Raw genomic sequence first — 16,736 nt, forward strand, 5'->3', positions numbered from 1 at the left:
TACACGGGGGTATCCGCATGACCGTCACACCGAAGACACAGCACGGCGGGGAAGCCCGGGCCGAAGACACCGCGGCCGAGTCCCGCACCGCCGCACCCGGCACTCGCAGCCGGCGCCGGCTGCGCTCCTCCACCGTCGTGCTCGGCAGCATGGGAGCCCTGGCCGTCGCGCTGTCCGGGTACTCCTCCGAACCCGACAAGCGCTGCGTGGACCCGGGCAGTTACGACGCGGTGCGCGGCTACCGGGTGCTGCCGCCGCAGCAGTGCGAGACGGGCGCCGCGACGGCCGCCTCCTTCCCGTCCGCCGCGGCCGGTGTCGACGAGCCGGGCGGGGCCGGCCGCGCCTGGTACTACGGCGGACACCAGGAGCGCGGACACGCCAAGGGCGGCACCTTCGTCCACGCGGCGGCCGTCGAACGGGCCGGCTTCGGCTGCGACGACGACGATGACGGCGGAAGCGGCGGAAGTGGCGGCACCGGCGGGTACGGCGGCTGAGGCGGACGGCACGGCGGCGGACAGGAGGACAGCGCCGGCATGGAACGCCACACCACCGAACCCCGGCCCGGCTGGCAGGAGACCGTCGAACAGCAGGGCTGCATCTACCCGTTGACGCGGTACCCCGACGGCTCGCTGCGCCCCTACTGGGACGAGAGCGCCTACTACTCCTTCACCCTCCCCGAGGTGGAGGCCCTGGAGGAGGTCGTCGAGGAACTGCACGGCATGTGCCTCCAAGCGGCCGGACACATCGTGGAGACCGGCCGCTTCGCGGACCTGGGCATCACCGACGAAGCCCTCGCGGCCCGGGTCGCGGAGGCCTGGCGTCGGCGGGACGAACTCCCCAGCCTCTACGGCCGTTTCGACCTGCGCTACGACGGGCGGGGCGGCCCGGCCAAACTGCTGGAGTACAACGCCGACACCCCCACCTCACTGGTGGAGGCCGCCTCCCCGCAGTGGTTCTGGATGGAGGAGCGCTTCCCCGGCGCCGACCAGTGGAACTCCCTGCACGAAAGACTCGTGGCCGCGTGGAAGAAGCAGGCGGCGCTGCTGCCGCCGGGCGCCCCCGTGCACTTCGCGCACTCGGCGCGGGACGAGCTGGGCGAGGACCTGATGACCGTCGCCTACCTCCAGGAGACCGCCGAACAGGCGGGACTGGAGACGGTGGCGATCCCCGTGGAGGAGATCGGCTGGGACCGGCTCTCGGGCCGTTTCGTCGACCAGCGGCTGAAGTTCGTCCGCGCCTGCTTCAAGCTCTACCCCTGGGAGTGGCTGGCCTCCGACCGGTTCGGCCCGCACGTGCTGGAGACCCTCGACAACGGCGGCGGCACCGGCACCACCATGTGGATCGAACCGGCGTGGAAGATGCTGCTGTCCAACAAGGCACTGCTCGCGGTGCTGTGGGAGCTCTTCCCCGGCCACCCCAATCTGCTGCCCGCCTATCTGGACGGGCCCCGCGAACTGGCCGGCACGACCGGCTGGGCGGCCAAGCCGCTGCTGGGCCGGGAGGGCGAGGGCGTGACCTTGCACGAGGCGGGCGCCGAGCCCGTGGTGCGGCAGGAGGCGTGCTGCTACCAGGCGCTGTGCCCGCTGCCGGACTTCGACGGCAACCGTACGGTGCTGGGCACCTGGGTGGTGGACGGCGAGGCAGCGGGCCTGGGCATCCGCGAGTCGGCGGGGCCGGTGACGGACGAGTACGCCCGCTTCCTGCCCCACGTGATCCTCTAGCGCCCCGCCCCTGCCCCGCCCGCCATCCGCGTCCGGCGCGACCCCTCGCGTCCGGTGCGGCGCCCTGCGAGCGCCTGCGTGGCACCCCGCGAGGGCGTGCGTGGCACCCGGCGCCGTCCTGTGCGGCGCCCCGCGACGGCGTGCGTGGCACCCCGCGACGGCGTGCGTGGTACGCCGCGACGGCCTGCGTGGCACCAGGCGCCGTCCTGCGTGACGCACCGCGCCCGGGGCCGCCGGCGCTCCCCCACGAGGGGCCGGCGGCCCCGGGCCGCGGGAAGGACGGCGGTCCCGGGCACGCGGGGAGGCGGGCGGCGGGAGGCGCCGGTGTCATTCCTCCGTCACACGGATGGACTTGGTCGGACAGCCGCGTGCGGCGCGGCGGACCTCCTCGTGCAGCTCCGCACCCGGCTCCTCGTCCAGGACGACGACCAGCCCGTCCTCGTCCTGGTCGAAGACACCGGGCAGCCGGTACACGCACAGGCTGCTGACCGCACACGTCTCGGGGTTCGCGGTGACGCGCAGCGTGCTCACCCCCGCCTCACCAGTCCACCGGGATCTCGGTGAAGCCCTCCATGAACCCGCCCAGGGCGCGGGGCAGATCCTGAGCCGGCTTCGCCAGACGGATGCCGGGGAAGCGGCGCAGCAGCGACTCGGTGGCGACCTGGAGCTCCATGCGGGCCAGCGCGGCGCCCACGCAGTAGTGGATGCCGGCACCGAAGGTCATGTGGTGGTTCTCCTGCCGGCGGATGTCCAGCTCGAAGGGTTTGTCGAACACCTCCGGGTCCATGTTGGCGCCCTCTTCCGACAGCAGGACACTGGTGCCCTTCTTGATGACCGTGCCGTCGGAGAGGGGGATGTCCGCCACCGCGTACCGCATGGTCCCGACCGACGAGCCCATGATCTGGGTGCGCAGCAGCTCCTCCACGGCGGAGGGCACCAGCGACCAGTCCTCCTGGATCTCGCGGACCAGCTCGGGGTGGTGCAGCAGCACGGCGGTGCCCGTGCCGATCTGGCTGGCGGTGGTGACGTAACCGGCGATCAGCAGCCCCTGGCACCAGAAGTGCAGCTCGTGCTCGCTGAGCCGGTTGTCCTCCTCGTCACGGACCCGGATCAGCTCGCTGACCAGGTCGTCGCCGGGCTCCTTGCGCTTGCTGTCGATCAGGTCGCCCAGGTACTTCCACAGGTTCTGCCGGCACCGCCCCACCTCCTCGGGCGGCAGCTTGGTGACCGACAGGAACCCGTCCACGTAGGTGCGGAAGCGGTCACGGTCCTCGGCGGGCACCCCGAGCAGCTTGCAGATCACCTTGATCGGCAGCGGGAACGCCAGCGCCTCGTTCAGCTCGACGGGGCGCGGCCCGGCGGCCATCTCGTCCAGCAGCTCGTCGGCGATCTGCTGCACATAGGGGCGCAGCGCCTCGATACGGCGGGCCGTGAACGCCTTGGTCACCAGTGAGCGCACCTGCGTGTGCTTGGGCGGGTCCGGGTCGATCTCCGGGTCCATGAACAGGTCGTTGTCCTTGGAGATGCGGGCGCAGTCGGGCCGGGCGATGTTCCGCGACAGCCGCTTGTCGGCGAACAGGGCGCGCACGTCCTTGTAGCGGGTCACCAGGGTCGCCACGTCCCCGCTCGGCAGCGTCACCTCCATCGCGGAGCTGCCGTGCACATGCCGCAGCGCCTCGGGCACCTGCATGGGCGGGGTCCAGGCGAACGGATACCTGGGCGGGGTCTGAGTGCTCACGGATCGTCCCTTCATGAGTCGGGTGGTGCGGGCGGTCACTGGGGCGGGGCGGCGCGGTGCGGCCGGTGCGCCCTCACACGGGCCGGCCGGGGCGCGCCCAGGCGGCTTCGGCGAACGCCCACTCGTGGCGGACACCGGTACGGAAGTGCGCCACGAGTTCCTCGCGCTGGGCCGGAGAAGCGCTCTCGCCGAACTCGTCGGCCAGCGCCCAGAAGGCCCGCACCGCGTACGCGTAGCCCGGGCCCGGGTGGTAGACCTCGATCCACTTCGCGTACCGGGAACCCGGCCGGTGGCGCTCCAGCAGATCGTCGGACACCTGGTGGTTGAACCACACCATCGGCAGCAGCGCCCCCACCCCCGCGGCGAACGAGGCCGCCGCCGACGCCCGGAAGAACGCACAGTGGGCCTGCGTCACCGGATTCGCCTCCCCGGGCGGGTCCGCGAGCGGGGCCACGCCCAGCCCGCCGGCCAGTTCGGCGTACTTCTCCCGCAGCCTGTCGCGGGCCTCCAGCGTGCCGGTGATCGAACGGCCCAGCAGCGCCGTGTGCGCGTCCGCCCCGGCGACGGCCGCCGAGTGGGCCAGCGCCCGCGCGTAGGCGGGCAGCAGATACGCGGTGTCCTGCTCCACGAAGTGGCTCAGCGACTCGCCCGGCAGGGTGCCGTCCCGCAGCCCCGACCAGAACGGGTGCACCGTCACCTTCTCCAGCACCGGTTCGGCAAGCTCCCGCAACGTACGGCTCAGCATCGTCACGCCCCTTCTCGGTTCGGCTCTCACAGCTCCAGCCGCACCCGGTGGTGCCGCAGCCACGCGTCCAGCTGGAGCACCATCTCCACGTTGCGGCGCTCGCCCCACCCGTCCACCGCCACCGGCCGCTCCTCGCGGGCCAGCTCCGCGCACGCGGGCCCGTCCAGCAGGGGCCGCACCGGGCTGGCCGGGTCGGTGACGACCGCGTTGAACCGGTCGCGCAGCACCTGCCCGTAGCGCGGGTCCTGGGTGACGGGGAAGGGGCTCTTGCGGCGCCGGGTCACCGACGCGGGCAGCAGATCGGCCACCGCGGCGCGCAGCACGCTCTTCTCCCGGCCGTCGGCGGTCTTCATCGCCCACGGGATGTTGGTGACGTACTCGACCAGCCGGTGATCGCAGTACGGCACCCGCAGCTCCAGGCCGACGGCCATGCTCAGCCGGTCGTCGCGGGCCAGCAGCAGCGGCAGCCAGCGCGTCAGATGGGCGTGCCCGACCCGCCGCATCACCTGCTCGGTCCCCGCCTCGCCGGGCACCTCGGGCACCTCGGCGACCGTCTCCGCCCAGCGCTGCGCCGAGTAGCCCGGCACGTCGATCTTCCGCAGCAGCCCCGGATCGAGCAGCCCGGTACTCATACCGTGCGGCGCCACCCGCAGCCCCATCGTCACCCAGGGGAAGTTCGCGGTGTCCACCAAGGTCGGGTCGCGGAAGGACTGGTAGCCGCCGAAGAGTTCGTCGGCGACCTCGCCCATCAGCGCGACGGTGGACCGCTGCCGCACCGCCCGCAGCAGCAGGTACAACGACCGGTCCATGTCCGGGATGGGCCGCGGCAGATCCTGGGCGCGCAGCGCCGCCGCGTCCACCACCGGGTCCGCCAGATCGCTGGTGCGCAGCACCACCGGCTCGTGATCGGTGCCCACATGACGGGCGACCTCGGCGGCATAGGGGGCGTCCGGGTCCTCGTGCCAGAAGTCCTTGCGGAACCGTTCGGTGTGCCCCTCGAAGTCCACCGCGAACGTCCGCGGCCGGCCCTCCCCGCAGCGCGCCGCGAACGCGGCCAGCGCACTGGAGTCCACCCCGCCCGACAGCAGGGTGCACAGCGGTACGTCCGACACCAGGTGCGCGGCAACCGACTCCTGGAGCAGCCCCCGCACGGTCTCCACCGTCCGCTCCTGCGTGTCCGGGTGCTCGTGGTGGGGCAGCGACCAGTACCGCGACTGGCGCAGCACCGGCGAGCCCGCGCCCGGCTCGAAGACGGCCGTGCAACCGGCGGGCAGCTCCCGCATGCCCCGGTAGACGGCGTGCCCCGGAGTGGCGATGTAGGCCAGCAGCTCGGCCAGGCCCTCCGCGTCCACCACGCACTCCAGCGACGGGTGCGCCAGCAGCGCCTTCGGCTCCGAGCCGAACAGCAGCCCGTCGGCGGTGTGCGCGAAGTACAGCGGTTTCACACCCAGCCGGTCCCGCGCCAGCAGCAGCCGGCGCCGCGCCGGGTCCCACACCGCGAAGGCGAACATCCCCTCCAGATGCTCGACGCACCGCTCGCCCCACTCCAGATAGGCCCGCAGCACCACCTCGGTGTCCCCCGCGGTACGGAACCGGTGCCCCAGCCCCTCCAGCCGCGACCGCACCCGCCGGTAGTTGTAGACCTCACCGTTGTGCACGAGGACGGCCAGGGTGCGTCCGTCCTCCTCGGCCGCCATCGGCTGCGGTGAGCCCGCCACGTCGAGGACCGCCAGCCTGCGGTGCCCCAGCGCGGCGTCGGCGTCGGCCCACACGCCCTCGTCGTCCGGCCCCCGGTTGGCCAGCGTCGCCGTCATCGTCCGCACGGTGACCGCCTCCTCGCGCAGATCCCGCGCGAAGTCCACCCAGCCCGCTATGCCGCACATGCGACCACCCGCTCGGCCAGCACCCCGGCGACCTCGGCGGGCGACGGCTGCGCCAGCATCTCGTCGCGCAGCGCCCGCGCCGCCTCCCGCCGGCCGGCGCCCTCGGCCGCGTCCAGCAGCCGCGCCGCCTCCTCGCGCAGCCGCTCACCGCTCGCCTCGTCCCGCGTCAGCACCTCACCCGCACCGGCCGCCAGCAGCCGCGCCGCGTGCCCGGCGTGATCGGGAAGCTGGGGGACCAGCAGCAGCGGCAGCCCCGCCCGCAGCGACGTCAGCACGGTCCCCGCACCGCCGTGCGCGACCACCAGATCGGCGCCGTCCACCACGCTGTGCAGCGGCGCGTCCACGACCACCCGCACCCCCTCGGGCAGCTCGCCCAGCAGCGGCAGCTGCGCCGAGGTGACGGCCAGCACCGTCTGAGTGCCCGGCAGCGACGCCACGGCCCGCGCGGCGTGCCCCGCCAGGAAGAGCGCCCCGTCCAGCCGGGCCATGGTGTGCCCCCACGTGACGACGATCCTGCGCCGCCCGCGACGCGGTGGCGGCAGCGGCGGATCGGGCGGCGTCCCCGGCCCGTTGAACGGCACGTACCGCATCGGCAGCCGCTCCTCGCCCGCCTGCGCCGGCACCTGGAAGCCCGGCGGGCACGGATCGACGGTGCAGCTGCCGAACGGGTCGTAGCCCGCCGGGTCCACCCCCACCCGCTCGGCCAGCGGCGCCAGCGCCTTCGGCAGCAGCGGCCGGGCCCGCGCCATCAGATCGGCCCCGTACAGCAGCCGCACGGCCGGTATCCCGGCGGCGGCGGCACCCAGCGGGCCGGCCAGCGCCGTCGGCTCGAACACCACCAGATCGGCCCCGCGGCGGCGGGCCACCTCCGCGACCCCGTCGACCATCGAATCCGCGTGCGCGGTGAACATCCGCAGCGCACGCGGACCCCTGCCCTCCCGCGGCGCCCGCCGGTCGCCCACCGGATCGTCCTGGCTGGGCAGCACATAGCCGCGCACCATGCCGACGCCGTCCACGTCCTTGCCGACGGCCACGCCCGGCAGCCCCGTCCGCCCGATCAGCGGCAACAGCTCCGGCTGGCTCGCGACCAGCACCTCGTGCCCCGCACTGCGGCAGGCCCAGGCCAACGGCACCAGCGCATACAGATGGGAGGGCCAGGCCCAGGTCGTGAACAGTACCCGCATCGCAGCCACAGCCCCTTCGTCGACAACGGTGACGACGCAGACCGTGGCCGAGCCGGCTAGGGCGCCGGTCGCCCCCCGCTCAAGCCCCGACGGCTCCCCGGCGTGGAGCGGGCATGCCGGCTCCCCCGGTGTGGAGCGGCGCGCTGGGTCCCTCGGTGTGGAGCGGCGCGCTGGGTCGCGGGCAGGGCCGAGGACCCCATGTCTGGGCTCGGCCGGGCGCCTTCGGCGGTGGTCAGTCGGGGAGGGCCCCACGTCTGGGCCGGGCCCGGGCGCCTTCGGGGGCGGTCAGTCGGGGAGGGTCCCGCGTCAGGGCCCGGTCGGCGCCTTCGGCGGTGGTCAGTCGGGGAGGGCCCCACGTGTGCCCGCCCGGGCACCTCCGGCGGCGGTCAGCCCGCGTCGCCGGGCCCCCACACATCGGGACCGCCGCCGCGCCACTCGATCGGGGCGCGCTCGTGGAAGTTCACATCCTCGGGGTCGAACCCGGCCCGGCGCAGGAGTTCCAGCAGGTCAGCGCTGCTGTAGGCGCGGCCGAGGATCGCGCCCCGCGCACGCACGCGGCGCCCGCCGTCCTCATCGGGCGGATACACGACGATCGGAGCACCAGCCATGCACCCACTCTGCGCCGGGTGCCCGCGATCGGCACCGCGAGAGGGCCCGACCGAGCGGCCCGTACGCACAGGGGGGCACGTCTTCGCGCCCCGCGCCTCCTGGATCAGCCCTTCCGGGCTGCCCCCGGCGGCCACACCACGGTGACAGCCAGCCCTTCGGTCCGTGCCAGCTGCACCGTGTCGGCGGTGCCGCCGCCCTTCCCGGAGGGCGGCCGGCCGTCCCACACGGCCACCAGCCGGTCGGCACGCCGCAGCAGCTCGGCGTTGGCCGCTTCGTACGCCGCCCGGTTCGCGGTCTCGTGCGGCATCACCACGACCTGGGAAGCCGCCGCGCGGAGCCGGTCGAAGGTCGGCGCGTGCTCCGGTTTCACCTTGGCGTCCCGGTAGTCGCGGGACGGCAGGACGACCACCAGCCGGCCGCCTGCATCGAGGACGGCTTCCGCGAACAGGCTGTCGCTGCCCTTCGCGATGCACGAGACGCCGACCAGCCCGGCGGGCTCGTAATCGGCCAGGACCTTGTCCAGCGCGTCACGGACGAGCGGCACCGTCTCGTCCGTCAGGTCCATGTGTCCTGTCACCGCGAGAGTGGTCATGGATGGCCCTTCATCGGTTCCGCCGTTACGGCATGGTGGCGGAACGCGCCGAGTGTGGTCCTGTAACGCGTCCGGTGCTGCCAACGGCCCCTGGCCGCAGAGGAGTAGAGAGCCGGACGCATCGCCCCACCGAGCCCCGGCGGCGTACCGTTTTGAGTGTCGAATCCAGAACGGAGAGTGACAGTATGCCCGAGAATTGTGACACGCACATCGGGGCGCGCATGCGTGACATCCGCAAGCGCCGCGGCCTGACGCAACGTGAGTTGGCGACGGCTTCCGGGGTCTCTCTCTCGCTCGTCCGGAAGCTGGAACAGGGTGAGGTACGGGACACCCGTATGGAGACCGCCCACCGGCTCGCCCGTTCCCTGCGTGTGGCGACGTCGAGCCTTCTCCGGCGAGAAGAGGTGGTGAAACCTGTTGCCGAGCCGTGGCGTCCGCTTCAGGAGGCCGTCGAGCACCCGCCCGGCCAGCCAGACGAGGAGCCGTCCATCGACGGCGCCCGCTCGTCGCTGCCTGCCCTGCGTTCCGCTTTCTTCAAGAACCACTTGCAGGAGGTCTCGGCCTTGCTCGTGCCGCTTCTGCGCGATGTCGACGTGCTCGGCGACGGCGAGGAAGCGCGCGCTCTGCGCGCACACGCTCTCCAGATCGCGGGGAGCGTGTTGACTCAGGCCAGCCAGTTCGGCGCGGCCGAAACGGCGCTGTCACGTGCGGCCGACGCCGCGCCCGACCGTCTGCGGGCCGCGTCGGTCAGGACGACATGGACATGGCTCCTGGTGCGGCAAGGACGCTTGGCGGAAGCACGGGAGATGGCGACGCGGTGGGCGGACGAAGTCGAACCGCGCATCTCCCGGGCCACGACTGAGGAACTGGCCGCGTGGGGCTGGCTTCTCCTTCAGGTGTCCGCCGCGAGCCTGCGCGACAACCGGGCGGGAGAGGCCCAGGACGCGATGCGCCTGGCCCGTTCGGTGGCGGTGATGACGGGCAAGGAGCTGCCTCGGGGTGACAGTCGGCTGGCGACCTGGGGACCGGTGACCGTGGCGTACAAGAACGCGGAGCGTGGCATCGTCCTCGACCGCCCCGACGAGGTCTTGAAGGTGGCGGACCAGCTGAAAGCGGTCGGACCGGCCGCGAGCACGGAGTTCCACCGGCACCGGATGGACGTCGCGCGAGCGCACGTCATGATGCGTCAGTACGGGGAAGCGGTCGATGTCCTCTCGGAGGTACGGGCGCAGGCCCCGGAATGGCTGGCTGAACAGCGGTCGGCGCGCGATGTCATGGCAGAGGTGGTCCAGCACCGTCGCACGCTGACTCCCGGAATGCGGGAGCTGGCCGATGAGGTGGGCGTGCCGATGTAACTCCTGTTGGTACTTCCGGGTCCCCGCAGGTGAAAGTGCCATGGTGACTGAGATCTCACCTGGCTACGCTCAGTAGCGCTCCGACTACTCTCGACTTTCATAGGGGTGCACTGTGCTCACCGGCCAGAAACCGGACCTCCCGTCGTTCACCGCAGCCGCCCCCGCTCCGGTGGACGCCCCTGACTCGCCCGATGCCCCCGGCAACGGTGCCTGCCTGGTGGGCGAGACCACCGCGCACACCCGGCCACCTGCCCCCGCATGGACCGGCCGCATCGCGTTCCACCGACAGTCGGGCGGAGGCGCCCGGTCATGAGTCGTATGACGATGCGGGTGTCCCGTGATTCGGGGCGTACGTGGTCACGGGAGCGGACCGTGACGGGGGAGGGGGCGCCTCCGGTGTGGGTGCCGTGCCCGCCATGCCGGTGTCCGCGCTGTGGCGAGGGGCGGGACGCGACCGTTCCTGACCCCGCGATCGAGTCCGTGCGGGCGGCGCTGGAACGCGATCTGACGCCCTGTTCCGGGTGCGGGCAGATGCCGCGCCTGGAGGTGACCGCCACGCCGGTGGCCGGGGACCGTCCGCCCCTCATCAGTGTGACTTGCCGTTGCGGCTGCCCGCCCCGGCGGTACCCCTCGAAGGAGACCCAGGATGGCTGAGCGGACGGCTCGCAGTCTCACTCTGGTGCGGCACATGCGGTGGAAGCTGCACATCGTCGGCCACCATGACGCCGCGCAGTCCCGTTTCCTGGCCGGGAGCTGGCGCACCAGCACTGCCGAGGACCGGGCCCACGCGCTGTCCTGCCTCGCGTGGGATGCGAGGGAACGGCCCCTCCCGCACAGCACCCCCGGGCCCGCCCGCACGCTTGCCGGCCGGCTGCGCCGCGCCGCCCGCGACACCGCGACGGCGAAACCCTGTTCACCGCCGATCCGGACGGGAGCGCCGACCCCCTCACGCAGATGCGAGCCGCCGTCCTCCTCGCCCACGCCGCGCTCCGTGACGACTGCTGGGACAGCATGCCCGGCACCGGGGTGCGCGAGAAGTGACCCGCGCGCGCCCAGGAGGGAAACGGATGGTTCCGGCGTGGCCGTCCCGATAATGTCGGGCGATGCCCGAGCTGACGCGACTGGACGCCGGTCACGCCCCGGCGGTGCTGGCCTTCGAGACCGAGAACCGCGACTACTTCGCGGCCTCGGTCCCCGACCGGGGCGACGGCTATTTCGAGCGGTTCGCCGAGCGGTTCGACGCTCTGCTGGCCGAGCAGGAAGCCGGCGTCTGCGCCTTCCACGTGCTCCTCGACGGGGACGGGACGGTACTCGGCAGGTTCAACCTGGTGGACATCGAGGACGGTGCCGCGGAACTCGGCTACCGGGTCGGGCGGCGCGTCGCCGGTCGCGGTGTGGCGACCGCGACCGTCCTGGAGCTGTGCCGGCTGGCGGCGGCCCGGTACGGGCTGCACACGCTGCGCGCGGCCACCGTCCACCGGAACGCCGCGTCGCGCAGAGTGCTGGTCAAGGCCGGGTTCGTCCCGGCCGGCCCGGCCGATCCGGCCCACCTCGGCGGCGAGCCGGGCACTTGGTACGCGCGCGATCTGGTGCACCGGGAGCAGAACGGCCTGAGCTGAGCCCCACCGGGTGACGGGCCTCCCCGCGGTGGCCCGGCGCCGGGCCGAGCCGGCCGGGAGCCGGTCTCGATCCGTCGTCGAGCGCCGGTGGGGACCGTGGTGCGGGTCCCAAGCGGCCCCAGGCGGTTCCGGGGGCGCCCGTGCGGTGCCCCGCCGGGTCCGCGCGGTCCCACGCATTGGAGGCGGGCACCATGGAAGCTGACTCCCGGCCGCTCTTCCGCGTCCTGCTGCGGATGCAGATCCGTCCCGGCAGCCGCGAGGAGTTCGAACGCACCTGGCGGGAGGTGGCCGCGGGCATCGCGCGCGAGCCCGCCAACAGGGGGCAGGCGCTGCTGCGTTCCACGGCGGACGAGAACGAGTTCTTCGTCGTCACCGACTGGGAGGACGAGGCGTCCTTCCGGTCCTTCGAGCGCGGCGCGGCACACGTCGAGAACCGCCGCAGGCTCCAGCCGTACCGTCAGGGTGGCGAGATGGTCCTCACGGAGACGGTGTGCACGGTGCCGCCCGCGCACGAGGCGCAGCCGGCCCCGGCAGCCGGCCCGGCCGCCGAGGAGCGCCCCCCGGCCGAGGGCACCGCAGCCCTCGCCTTCATCGGGCTGGGCAACATGGGGGCCGGTATGGCGCACCGTCTGCTGGCGGCGGGGCACCCCCTCACCGTCCACAACCGCACCGCGGCCAAGGCCGCTCCGCTCGCCGAGGCGGGTGCCATGGTCGCGGCGAGCCCGGCCGAGGCGGCCAAGGGTCACTCCGTGGTGCTGCTGAGCCTCGCCGACGAGGCCGCCGTGGAGGAGGTGCTGTTCGGGCAGGTGGCCGAGGTGCTGGCGCCGGGCGCGGTGGTCGTGGACACCTCCACCGTCTCGCCCGCGTACGCCCGTAAGAGCGCCGCCCGGCTGGCGCGGCTCGGCCTGTGCCGGGTCGAGGCATGCGTCGTCGGCAACCCCTTCCAGGCCAGGAAGGGCGAACTGCGGGTGTTCACCAGCGGCGACGAGGCCGACATCGCCGAGGTGCGCGGACTGCTGGACACCCTGGGCAGTCAGGTCGTCCACCTCGGGGCGCCCGGCACGGCCGCCACCCTCAAGCTCATCTTCAATCTGCTGCTGGGCGCCCAGGTCGCCTCCCTGGCGGAGGCCGTCGCCTACGGGGTGGCCGCGGGGCTCGACCGCGAACGGCTGCTGACCTCCGTGGCGCAGAGCGGGTTCAGCTCCGTCGTGCTGCGGTTCCGCGCCGAACTGATGCGCAAGGGCAGCTACGAGCCCGCGTTCTTCCGTTCGGCGCTCATGGAGAAGGATCTGCGGCTGGCGCTGAGCGACGCGGCGACCGCCGGTGTGCCGCTGCCGGTGCTGGAGGCGGTCCGGGAACGCTTCGCGTACGTCAACTCCGCGGGCGACGGCGACAAGGACGCCTCCGTCCTGCTGGAGCACACGGTGCGCGGCAACGGCGGGGGAGCGGTCCGGTGACCGCGCCGGACCCGATGCTGGAGCGGCTGCGCACCCTGGCCGCCGGGACCCGCGGGAGCGGCGGGGCCGCGGCACCGCGCGACGACGTGGATCACGTGGATCACGTGAATGGCGTCGATGACGTGGACGCGGTGCTCGACCTGGTCTTCGCCTGGTTCCGTGCCTGTTTCCGCCCGTCCCGTGCGGGCGGCCGAAGCGGCGTCTTCCACTACGAGGTCGGCACGCCGCTCGGCGTCCGCCACCGCTACGTCGCCGTGACCGACGGCACCTGCACCATCTCCCGGACCCTCGACGGCACCCCGGACGCCACCATCGGCGTGGCCCTGGACGATCTGGTGGCACTGGCCGTGGGCGCGGCCAAGGGCACCGACGCGTTCGTCAGCGGCCGGCTGAAGATCACGGGCGACGCGTTCTTCGCCATGAACTGGATCGAGTGGTTCGGCTCCCGCTCCCGCGACTCCGCCCGCCCGGGCGGGGAGACGGCCTGACGCCCCGCAAGGAGGATCCCGTGCGCATCGCCGTCACCGGCTCGATCGCCACCGACCATCTGATGACCTTCCCCGGCCGGTTCACCGAACAGCTGCTCGCCGGCAGCCTCGACCGGCTCTCCCTCTCCTTCCTCGTGGACGAACTGGAGGTCAGGCGGGGTGGGGTGGCCGCGAACATCGCCTTCGGCCTCGGCGGGCTGGGACTCCACCCCGTGCTGGTCGGCGCCGTGGGCGGCGACTGGTCCGACTACCAGCTGTGGCTCAAGGAGCACGGGGTCGACACCGACTCCGTCCACGTCAGCACCACCCGCCACACCGCCAGGTTCGTGTGCACCACCGACGCCGACCACAACCAGATCGGCTCCTTCTATCCCGGCGCCATGAGCGAGGCCGGCCGGATCTCGCTGCGCCGGGTCGCCGAACGTACCGGCGGCCTCGACCTGGTGCTGGTCTCCCCGAACGACCTGGAGGCGATGCTGCGGCACACCCGCGAGTGCGCCGCGCTCGGCATCCCGTTCGCCGCGGACGTCTCCCAGCAGCTCGCCGTCCTCGGCCGCGCCGACACCAGGGCCCTGCTGGACCGCCCCGCCTACCTGTTCACCAACGCCTACGAGGCCGTACTCCTCCAGGAACGCACCGGCTGGACGGAACAGCAGATCCTGGGGCGGGTCGGCACCTGGGTCACCACCCGCGGAGCGGACGGCGTGCACCTCGAACAGGCCGGGGTGCGCCCGCTCGACATCGCCGCCGCGCCCCTGCGCCGCGGCGTGACCCCGGAGCCCACCGGCGCCGGGGACGCGTTCCGCGCCGGTTTCCTGGCCGGCCTGGCCTGGGACCTCGGCCACGAACAGGCCGCCCGGCTCGGCAGCGTGCTCGCCGCCACCGCCTTGGAGACCACCGGCACCCAGACCTACACACTGCGCCGCACCCCGCTGCTGGCCCGGCTGCGGGCCGCCTACGGCGACCGGGCGGCCCGCCAGGTGGCTCCCCGCCTGACGGCACTCCGCTGAGGGCGGCTGCCGCGCCGCCGGGTACGGGGTGGCGGTCCAGACCCGTCCGGGGGGCGCGGGCGAGGCCGTGGACGCCGCCCGCGCCCCGCCGGGCCGGCAGGGCCCGCGGCTCAGTAGAAGCGGCGGACGAACACGTCCGACTTGCCGTTGGTGTCGCCCGGCACGATGTCGTCGGCCGTGGAGGAGAAGACCACATCGCGTCCACCGGCGCTGACCGAGTCGGTGCCGGCCGTGGCGGGCCGGTCCGAGACGGTCTCGTCGGTGCCCGTCCGCAGGTCGCGGAGCACGAGGGACGGCCCGCCCGGATCGAGCGGGGCGTACAGCAGGTAGCGCCCGGAGGGATCGATGGCCAGGCCCCGTGCGTTCGGCACCACCTGCTCGGCGCCCGTGCTCTCCTCCTGGACGTGGGTGTCGTCGCCGGAGAGGTAGACGATCTTCTCGCCGTTCCTGCTCAGCTGGACGAGCGTCGCCGCCTTGCCCGCACCCTCGACCGGTCCGGCGGAGGTGTCGTCGGTCCGGTCGTAGACGTAGACGTCCTGCTCCTGGCCGTCCTGGTAGGCGACGAAGCGGCCGTCCCCGCTGATGGACGGCCGGGCCGGGGCGGTGTGGGCGAACTCGGTGACGTACTGGGAGGCGTTGGCCTGCCAGTCCTGTATCTCGATCCGCTGGCGGGTCGGAAGCTGGCCGAAGGTGGCGGTGTGGGCGACGTAGCGGCCGTTCGTGCTCAGCGACGGCTGCCGGCAGCTGAGCCCCGCGCAGCCGATGGTCATCGTGAGACCCGAACTCACCACGGACAGATGGGTCTTCGTGTATTTCTGGAAGTCCGCCCAGAAGCCGACGTACTGGCCGTCACCGCTGATCACCGGGCGCTCGTTCGGGGACTTGTTGGAAGCGTTCATCATCGTGGTCAGGCTCGTCCGCTGGTCGCGGACGAACACCCTGTTGTAGTACGCCGCACCGGCGGACGTGAGGTTGTTCGCGAGCGACCGGAAGGCGATGCGCTGTCCGTCGTCGGTGATGGTGGCACCGGTGGAGTCACCGTCGCCCTGGGTGCCGTCGGACGCGACACTGACCCGCTCGACCCCGGCGCCTCCGCCGCGCGCGGCCCCTGGCTCGGCGGCGGCGGCTGCCGGGAGTGCCATCGTGACCGCGCAGGCGGCGACCGCCGCACTCAGCAAGGAACGCGGGCGTCTCGGGCCGCGACGCCGCTCGGTGTTTCCCCTCATGTTCCCCCCTCGGATCCGGGACCCCGTCCCGCCCCCGGCACTCCGCCGGAGGGCCACGGACAGCCAACCGGGGGCGGCGCTGCGGGGTCAATGCGTCACATGAGGTGCGGTCGGTGCGTCGGATGGCGTACGAGTCCGGCGGCCCGGCGCACGGACTGAGTCCCTCGGGCCGGTCCGACCGGATGTCCGCGCCGCGGCAGGCGGCTGCGCCCTCTCAGGTGTCGCACTCCCACACCGAGCCGCACACCCCGCAGCGGGCCCGCACCGGGCCCCGCACGGGTACGCGCAGCCGTACCCGGCAGGCGGGGCACGGGAAGGACACCCGCAGTGTGCCGCCCGCGCCCTCGAAGGCGTATCCGGCGCCGTGTGCGGCGGCCGTCCCGTGCCGCCGGTCCCTCGCGTAACGCCGCCGGGCCGGCCAGGGTGCGGCGGCCAGCGGCGGCACCCGCTCCTCCCGTTCGGCCCGCGCCCGCCCCCGCTCGTACGCCTCGTACGCCTGCGGGCTGGTGAACAGCACCGCCGGGTCGTCGCCCACCAGGCGGGCCCGTTTGGCCAGGACGTAACCGAACTCCTCGGGGGTGAGGTAGCCCAGCTTCTGCGAGGTGAGGGCGTCCTGCCGGAAGGCGTCGAGCAGCAGCCAGCCGGCGCCCAGGTAGGCGGCGGCGGTGTCGGTGAGCACCTCGTTGGCGTCCGTGCCGGGGAAGGAGAGGCCCAGCCGGTGCAGCCAGATGTGGGTGACCTCGTGGGCGAGCGCGGCACCGATGTCGCGGCGGTGCCGCGCGAAGCGGGTGTTCAGCTCGACGAAGTACTCGGGCCCGGCGGTCAGTTCCACGTTCGCGGCGTGCGTCATCTCGCGGAAGGTGACGATCACCCGTGCCTCGGGCAGCCGCAGGTGCCGCACCAGGGCGCCCGCGACGCGCTGGGTGCCCAGGTGGAGGTCCTCGGTGTCGTCGAAGGCCACATCGGCCGGGGCGACCGCGGCGGCGTAGTGCGGCAGACCGTCGGCGGTCAGCCGCCGGTGCACCGCGGTGAGCGCCTCGTGCACCACCTCCAGGTGCGGGTAGCCCCGCTCCACGGGGTCGCCCGTCGCACCGCCCATTCCGCACCCC

Annotated in this window: 16 protein-coding genes; 7 read left to right on the plus strand and 9 right to left on the minus strand. The window is 73.4% G+C overall.

Annotated features, from left to right (window positions below; all coding sequences use genetic code 11):
- Positions 1–17 precede the first annotated feature (17 nt).
- Together IO40_RS34190 and IO40_RS0128835 are read left to right on the plus strand one after the other, a co-directional pair.
- The gene (locus tag IO40_RS34190) at positions 18–494 is read left to right on the plus strand and encodes a hypothetical protein (RefSeq protein ID WP_031176415.1); all 477 of its coding nucleotides are present in this window, start codon (positions 18–20) and stop codon (positions 492–494) included.
- A 39-nt stretch (positions 495–533) separates the two neighbouring features.
- Complete coding sequence (locus IO40_RS0128835) at positions 534–1,721, plus strand: glutathionylspermidine synthase family protein (RefSeq protein WP_016468285.1); 1,188 nt, start codon at positions 534–536, stop codon at positions 1,719–1,721.
- A gap of 327 nt (positions 1,722–2,048) precedes the next feature.
- Here the strand turns inward: IO40_RS0128835 and IO40_RS0128840 are convergent, their stop codons facing one another.
- From IO40_RS0128840 to IO40_RS0128870, 7 genes are all read right to left on the minus strand, one after another.
- On the minus strand, positions 2,049–2,252 hold the full coding sequence (locus IO40_RS0128840; RefSeq protein WP_016468284.1) for a ferredoxin: 204 nt from the start codon (positions 2,250–2,252) through the stop codon (positions 2,049–2,051).
- A gap of 7 nt (positions 2,253–2,259) precedes the next feature.
- Positions 2,260–3,459 (minus strand): cytochrome P450, encoded by a 1,200-nt coding sequence (locus IO40_RS0128845; RefSeq protein ID WP_234336529.1) that lies wholly within the window; start codon positions 3,457–3,459, stop codon positions 2,260–2,262.
- Positions 3,460–3,532: 73 nt separating this feature from the next.
- Positions 3,533–4,204, minus strand: coding sequence for a TenA family protein (locus tag IO40_RS0128850; protein WP_031176417.1), 672 nt, complete (start codon positions 4,202–4,204; stop codon positions 3,533–3,535).
- Positions 4,205–4,230: 26 nt separating this feature from the next.
- Positions 4,231–6,087, minus strand: a complete 1,857-nt coding sequence (asnB, locus tag IO40_RS0128855; protein ID WP_031176418.1) for an asparagine synthase (glutamine-hydrolyzing) — start codon at positions 6,085–6,087, stop codon at positions 4,231–4,233.
- Positions 6,075–7,271, minus strand: a complete 1,197-nt coding sequence (locus IO40_RS0128860) for a nucleotide disphospho-sugar-binding domain-containing protein (RefSeq protein ID WP_031176419.1) — start codon at positions 7,269–7,271, stop codon at positions 6,075–6,077. The genes asnB and IO40_RS0128860 overlap by 13 nt, the downstream gene beginning before the upstream one ends.
- A gap of 386 nt (positions 7,272–7,657) precedes the next feature.
- Positions 7,658–7,879 (minus strand): hypothetical protein, encoded by a 222-nt coding sequence (locus IO40_RS0128865; protein WP_016468279.1) that lies wholly within the window; start codon positions 7,877–7,879, stop codon positions 7,658–7,660.
- A gap of 104 nt (positions 7,880–7,983) precedes the next feature.
- On the minus strand, positions 7,984–8,472 hold the full coding sequence (locus tag IO40_RS0128870) for a hypothetical protein (protein ID WP_016468278.1): 489 nt from the start codon (positions 8,470–8,472) through the stop codon (positions 7,984–7,986).
- 185 nt (positions 8,473–8,657) lie between these two features.
- Between IO40_RS0128870 and IO40_RS0128875 the strand changes: the two genes are divergently transcribed.
- The 5 genes from IO40_RS0128875 to IO40_RS0128900 all read left to right on the plus strand — a co-directional run bounded on the left by IO40_RS0128875 (position 8,658) and on the right by IO40_RS0128900 (position 14,401).
- Positions 8,658–9,827 (plus strand): helix-turn-helix domain-containing protein, encoded by a 1,170-nt coding sequence (locus IO40_RS0128875; protein WP_016468277.1) that lies wholly within the window; start codon positions 8,658–8,660, stop codon positions 9,825–9,827.
- A gap of 1,103 nt (positions 9,828–10,930) precedes the next feature.
- On the plus strand, positions 10,931–11,446 hold the full coding sequence (locus IO40_RS0128885; RefSeq protein ID WP_016468276.1) for a GNAT family N-acetyltransferase: 516 nt from the start codon (positions 10,931–10,933) through the stop codon (positions 11,444–11,446).
- A gap of 191 nt (positions 11,447–11,637) precedes the next feature.
- Positions 11,638–12,903 (plus strand): NAD(P)-binding domain-containing protein, encoded by a 1,266-nt coding sequence (locus tag IO40_RS34195; RefSeq protein WP_016468275.1) that lies wholly within the window; start codon positions 11,638–11,640, stop codon positions 12,901–12,903.
- On the plus strand, positions 12,900–13,391 hold the full coding sequence (locus IO40_RS0128895) for an SCP2 sterol-binding domain-containing protein (RefSeq protein ID WP_016468274.1): 492 nt from the start codon (positions 12,900–12,902) through the stop codon (positions 13,389–13,391). Before IO40_RS34195 ends, IO40_RS0128895 begins: the two co-directional genes overlap by 4 nt.
- 20 nt (positions 13,392–13,411) lie before the next feature.
- The gene (locus IO40_RS0128900; RefSeq protein ID WP_031176420.1) at positions 13,412–14,401 is read left to right on the plus strand and encodes a carbohydrate kinase family protein; all 990 of its coding nucleotides are present in this window, start codon (positions 13,412–13,414) and stop codon (positions 14,399–14,401) included.
- A 110-nt stretch (positions 14,402–14,511) separates the two neighbouring features.
- Here the strand turns inward: IO40_RS0128900 and IO40_RS0128905 are convergent, their stop codons facing one another.
- Both IO40_RS0128905 and IO40_RS0128910 read right to left on the minus strand, forming a co-directional pair.
- A complete protein-coding gene (locus tag IO40_RS0128905; protein ID WP_031176421.1) occupies positions 14,512–15,627 on the minus strand; it encodes a TolB family protein in 1,116 nt (371 codons plus the stop codon).
- A gap of 214 nt (positions 15,628–15,841) precedes the next feature.
- Complete coding sequence (locus IO40_RS0128910; RefSeq protein ID WP_016468271.1) at positions 15,842–16,726, minus strand: hypothetical protein; 885 nt, start codon at positions 16,724–16,726, stop codon at positions 15,842–15,844.
- Positions 16,727–16,736: the final 10 nt, after the last annotated feature.

This window comes from Streptomyces albus subsp. albus, from assembly GCF_000725885.1.
In the GTDB taxonomy this organism is placed as follows: domain Bacteria; phylum Actinomycetota; class Actinomycetes; order Streptomycetales; family Streptomycetaceae; genus Streptomyces; species Streptomyces albus.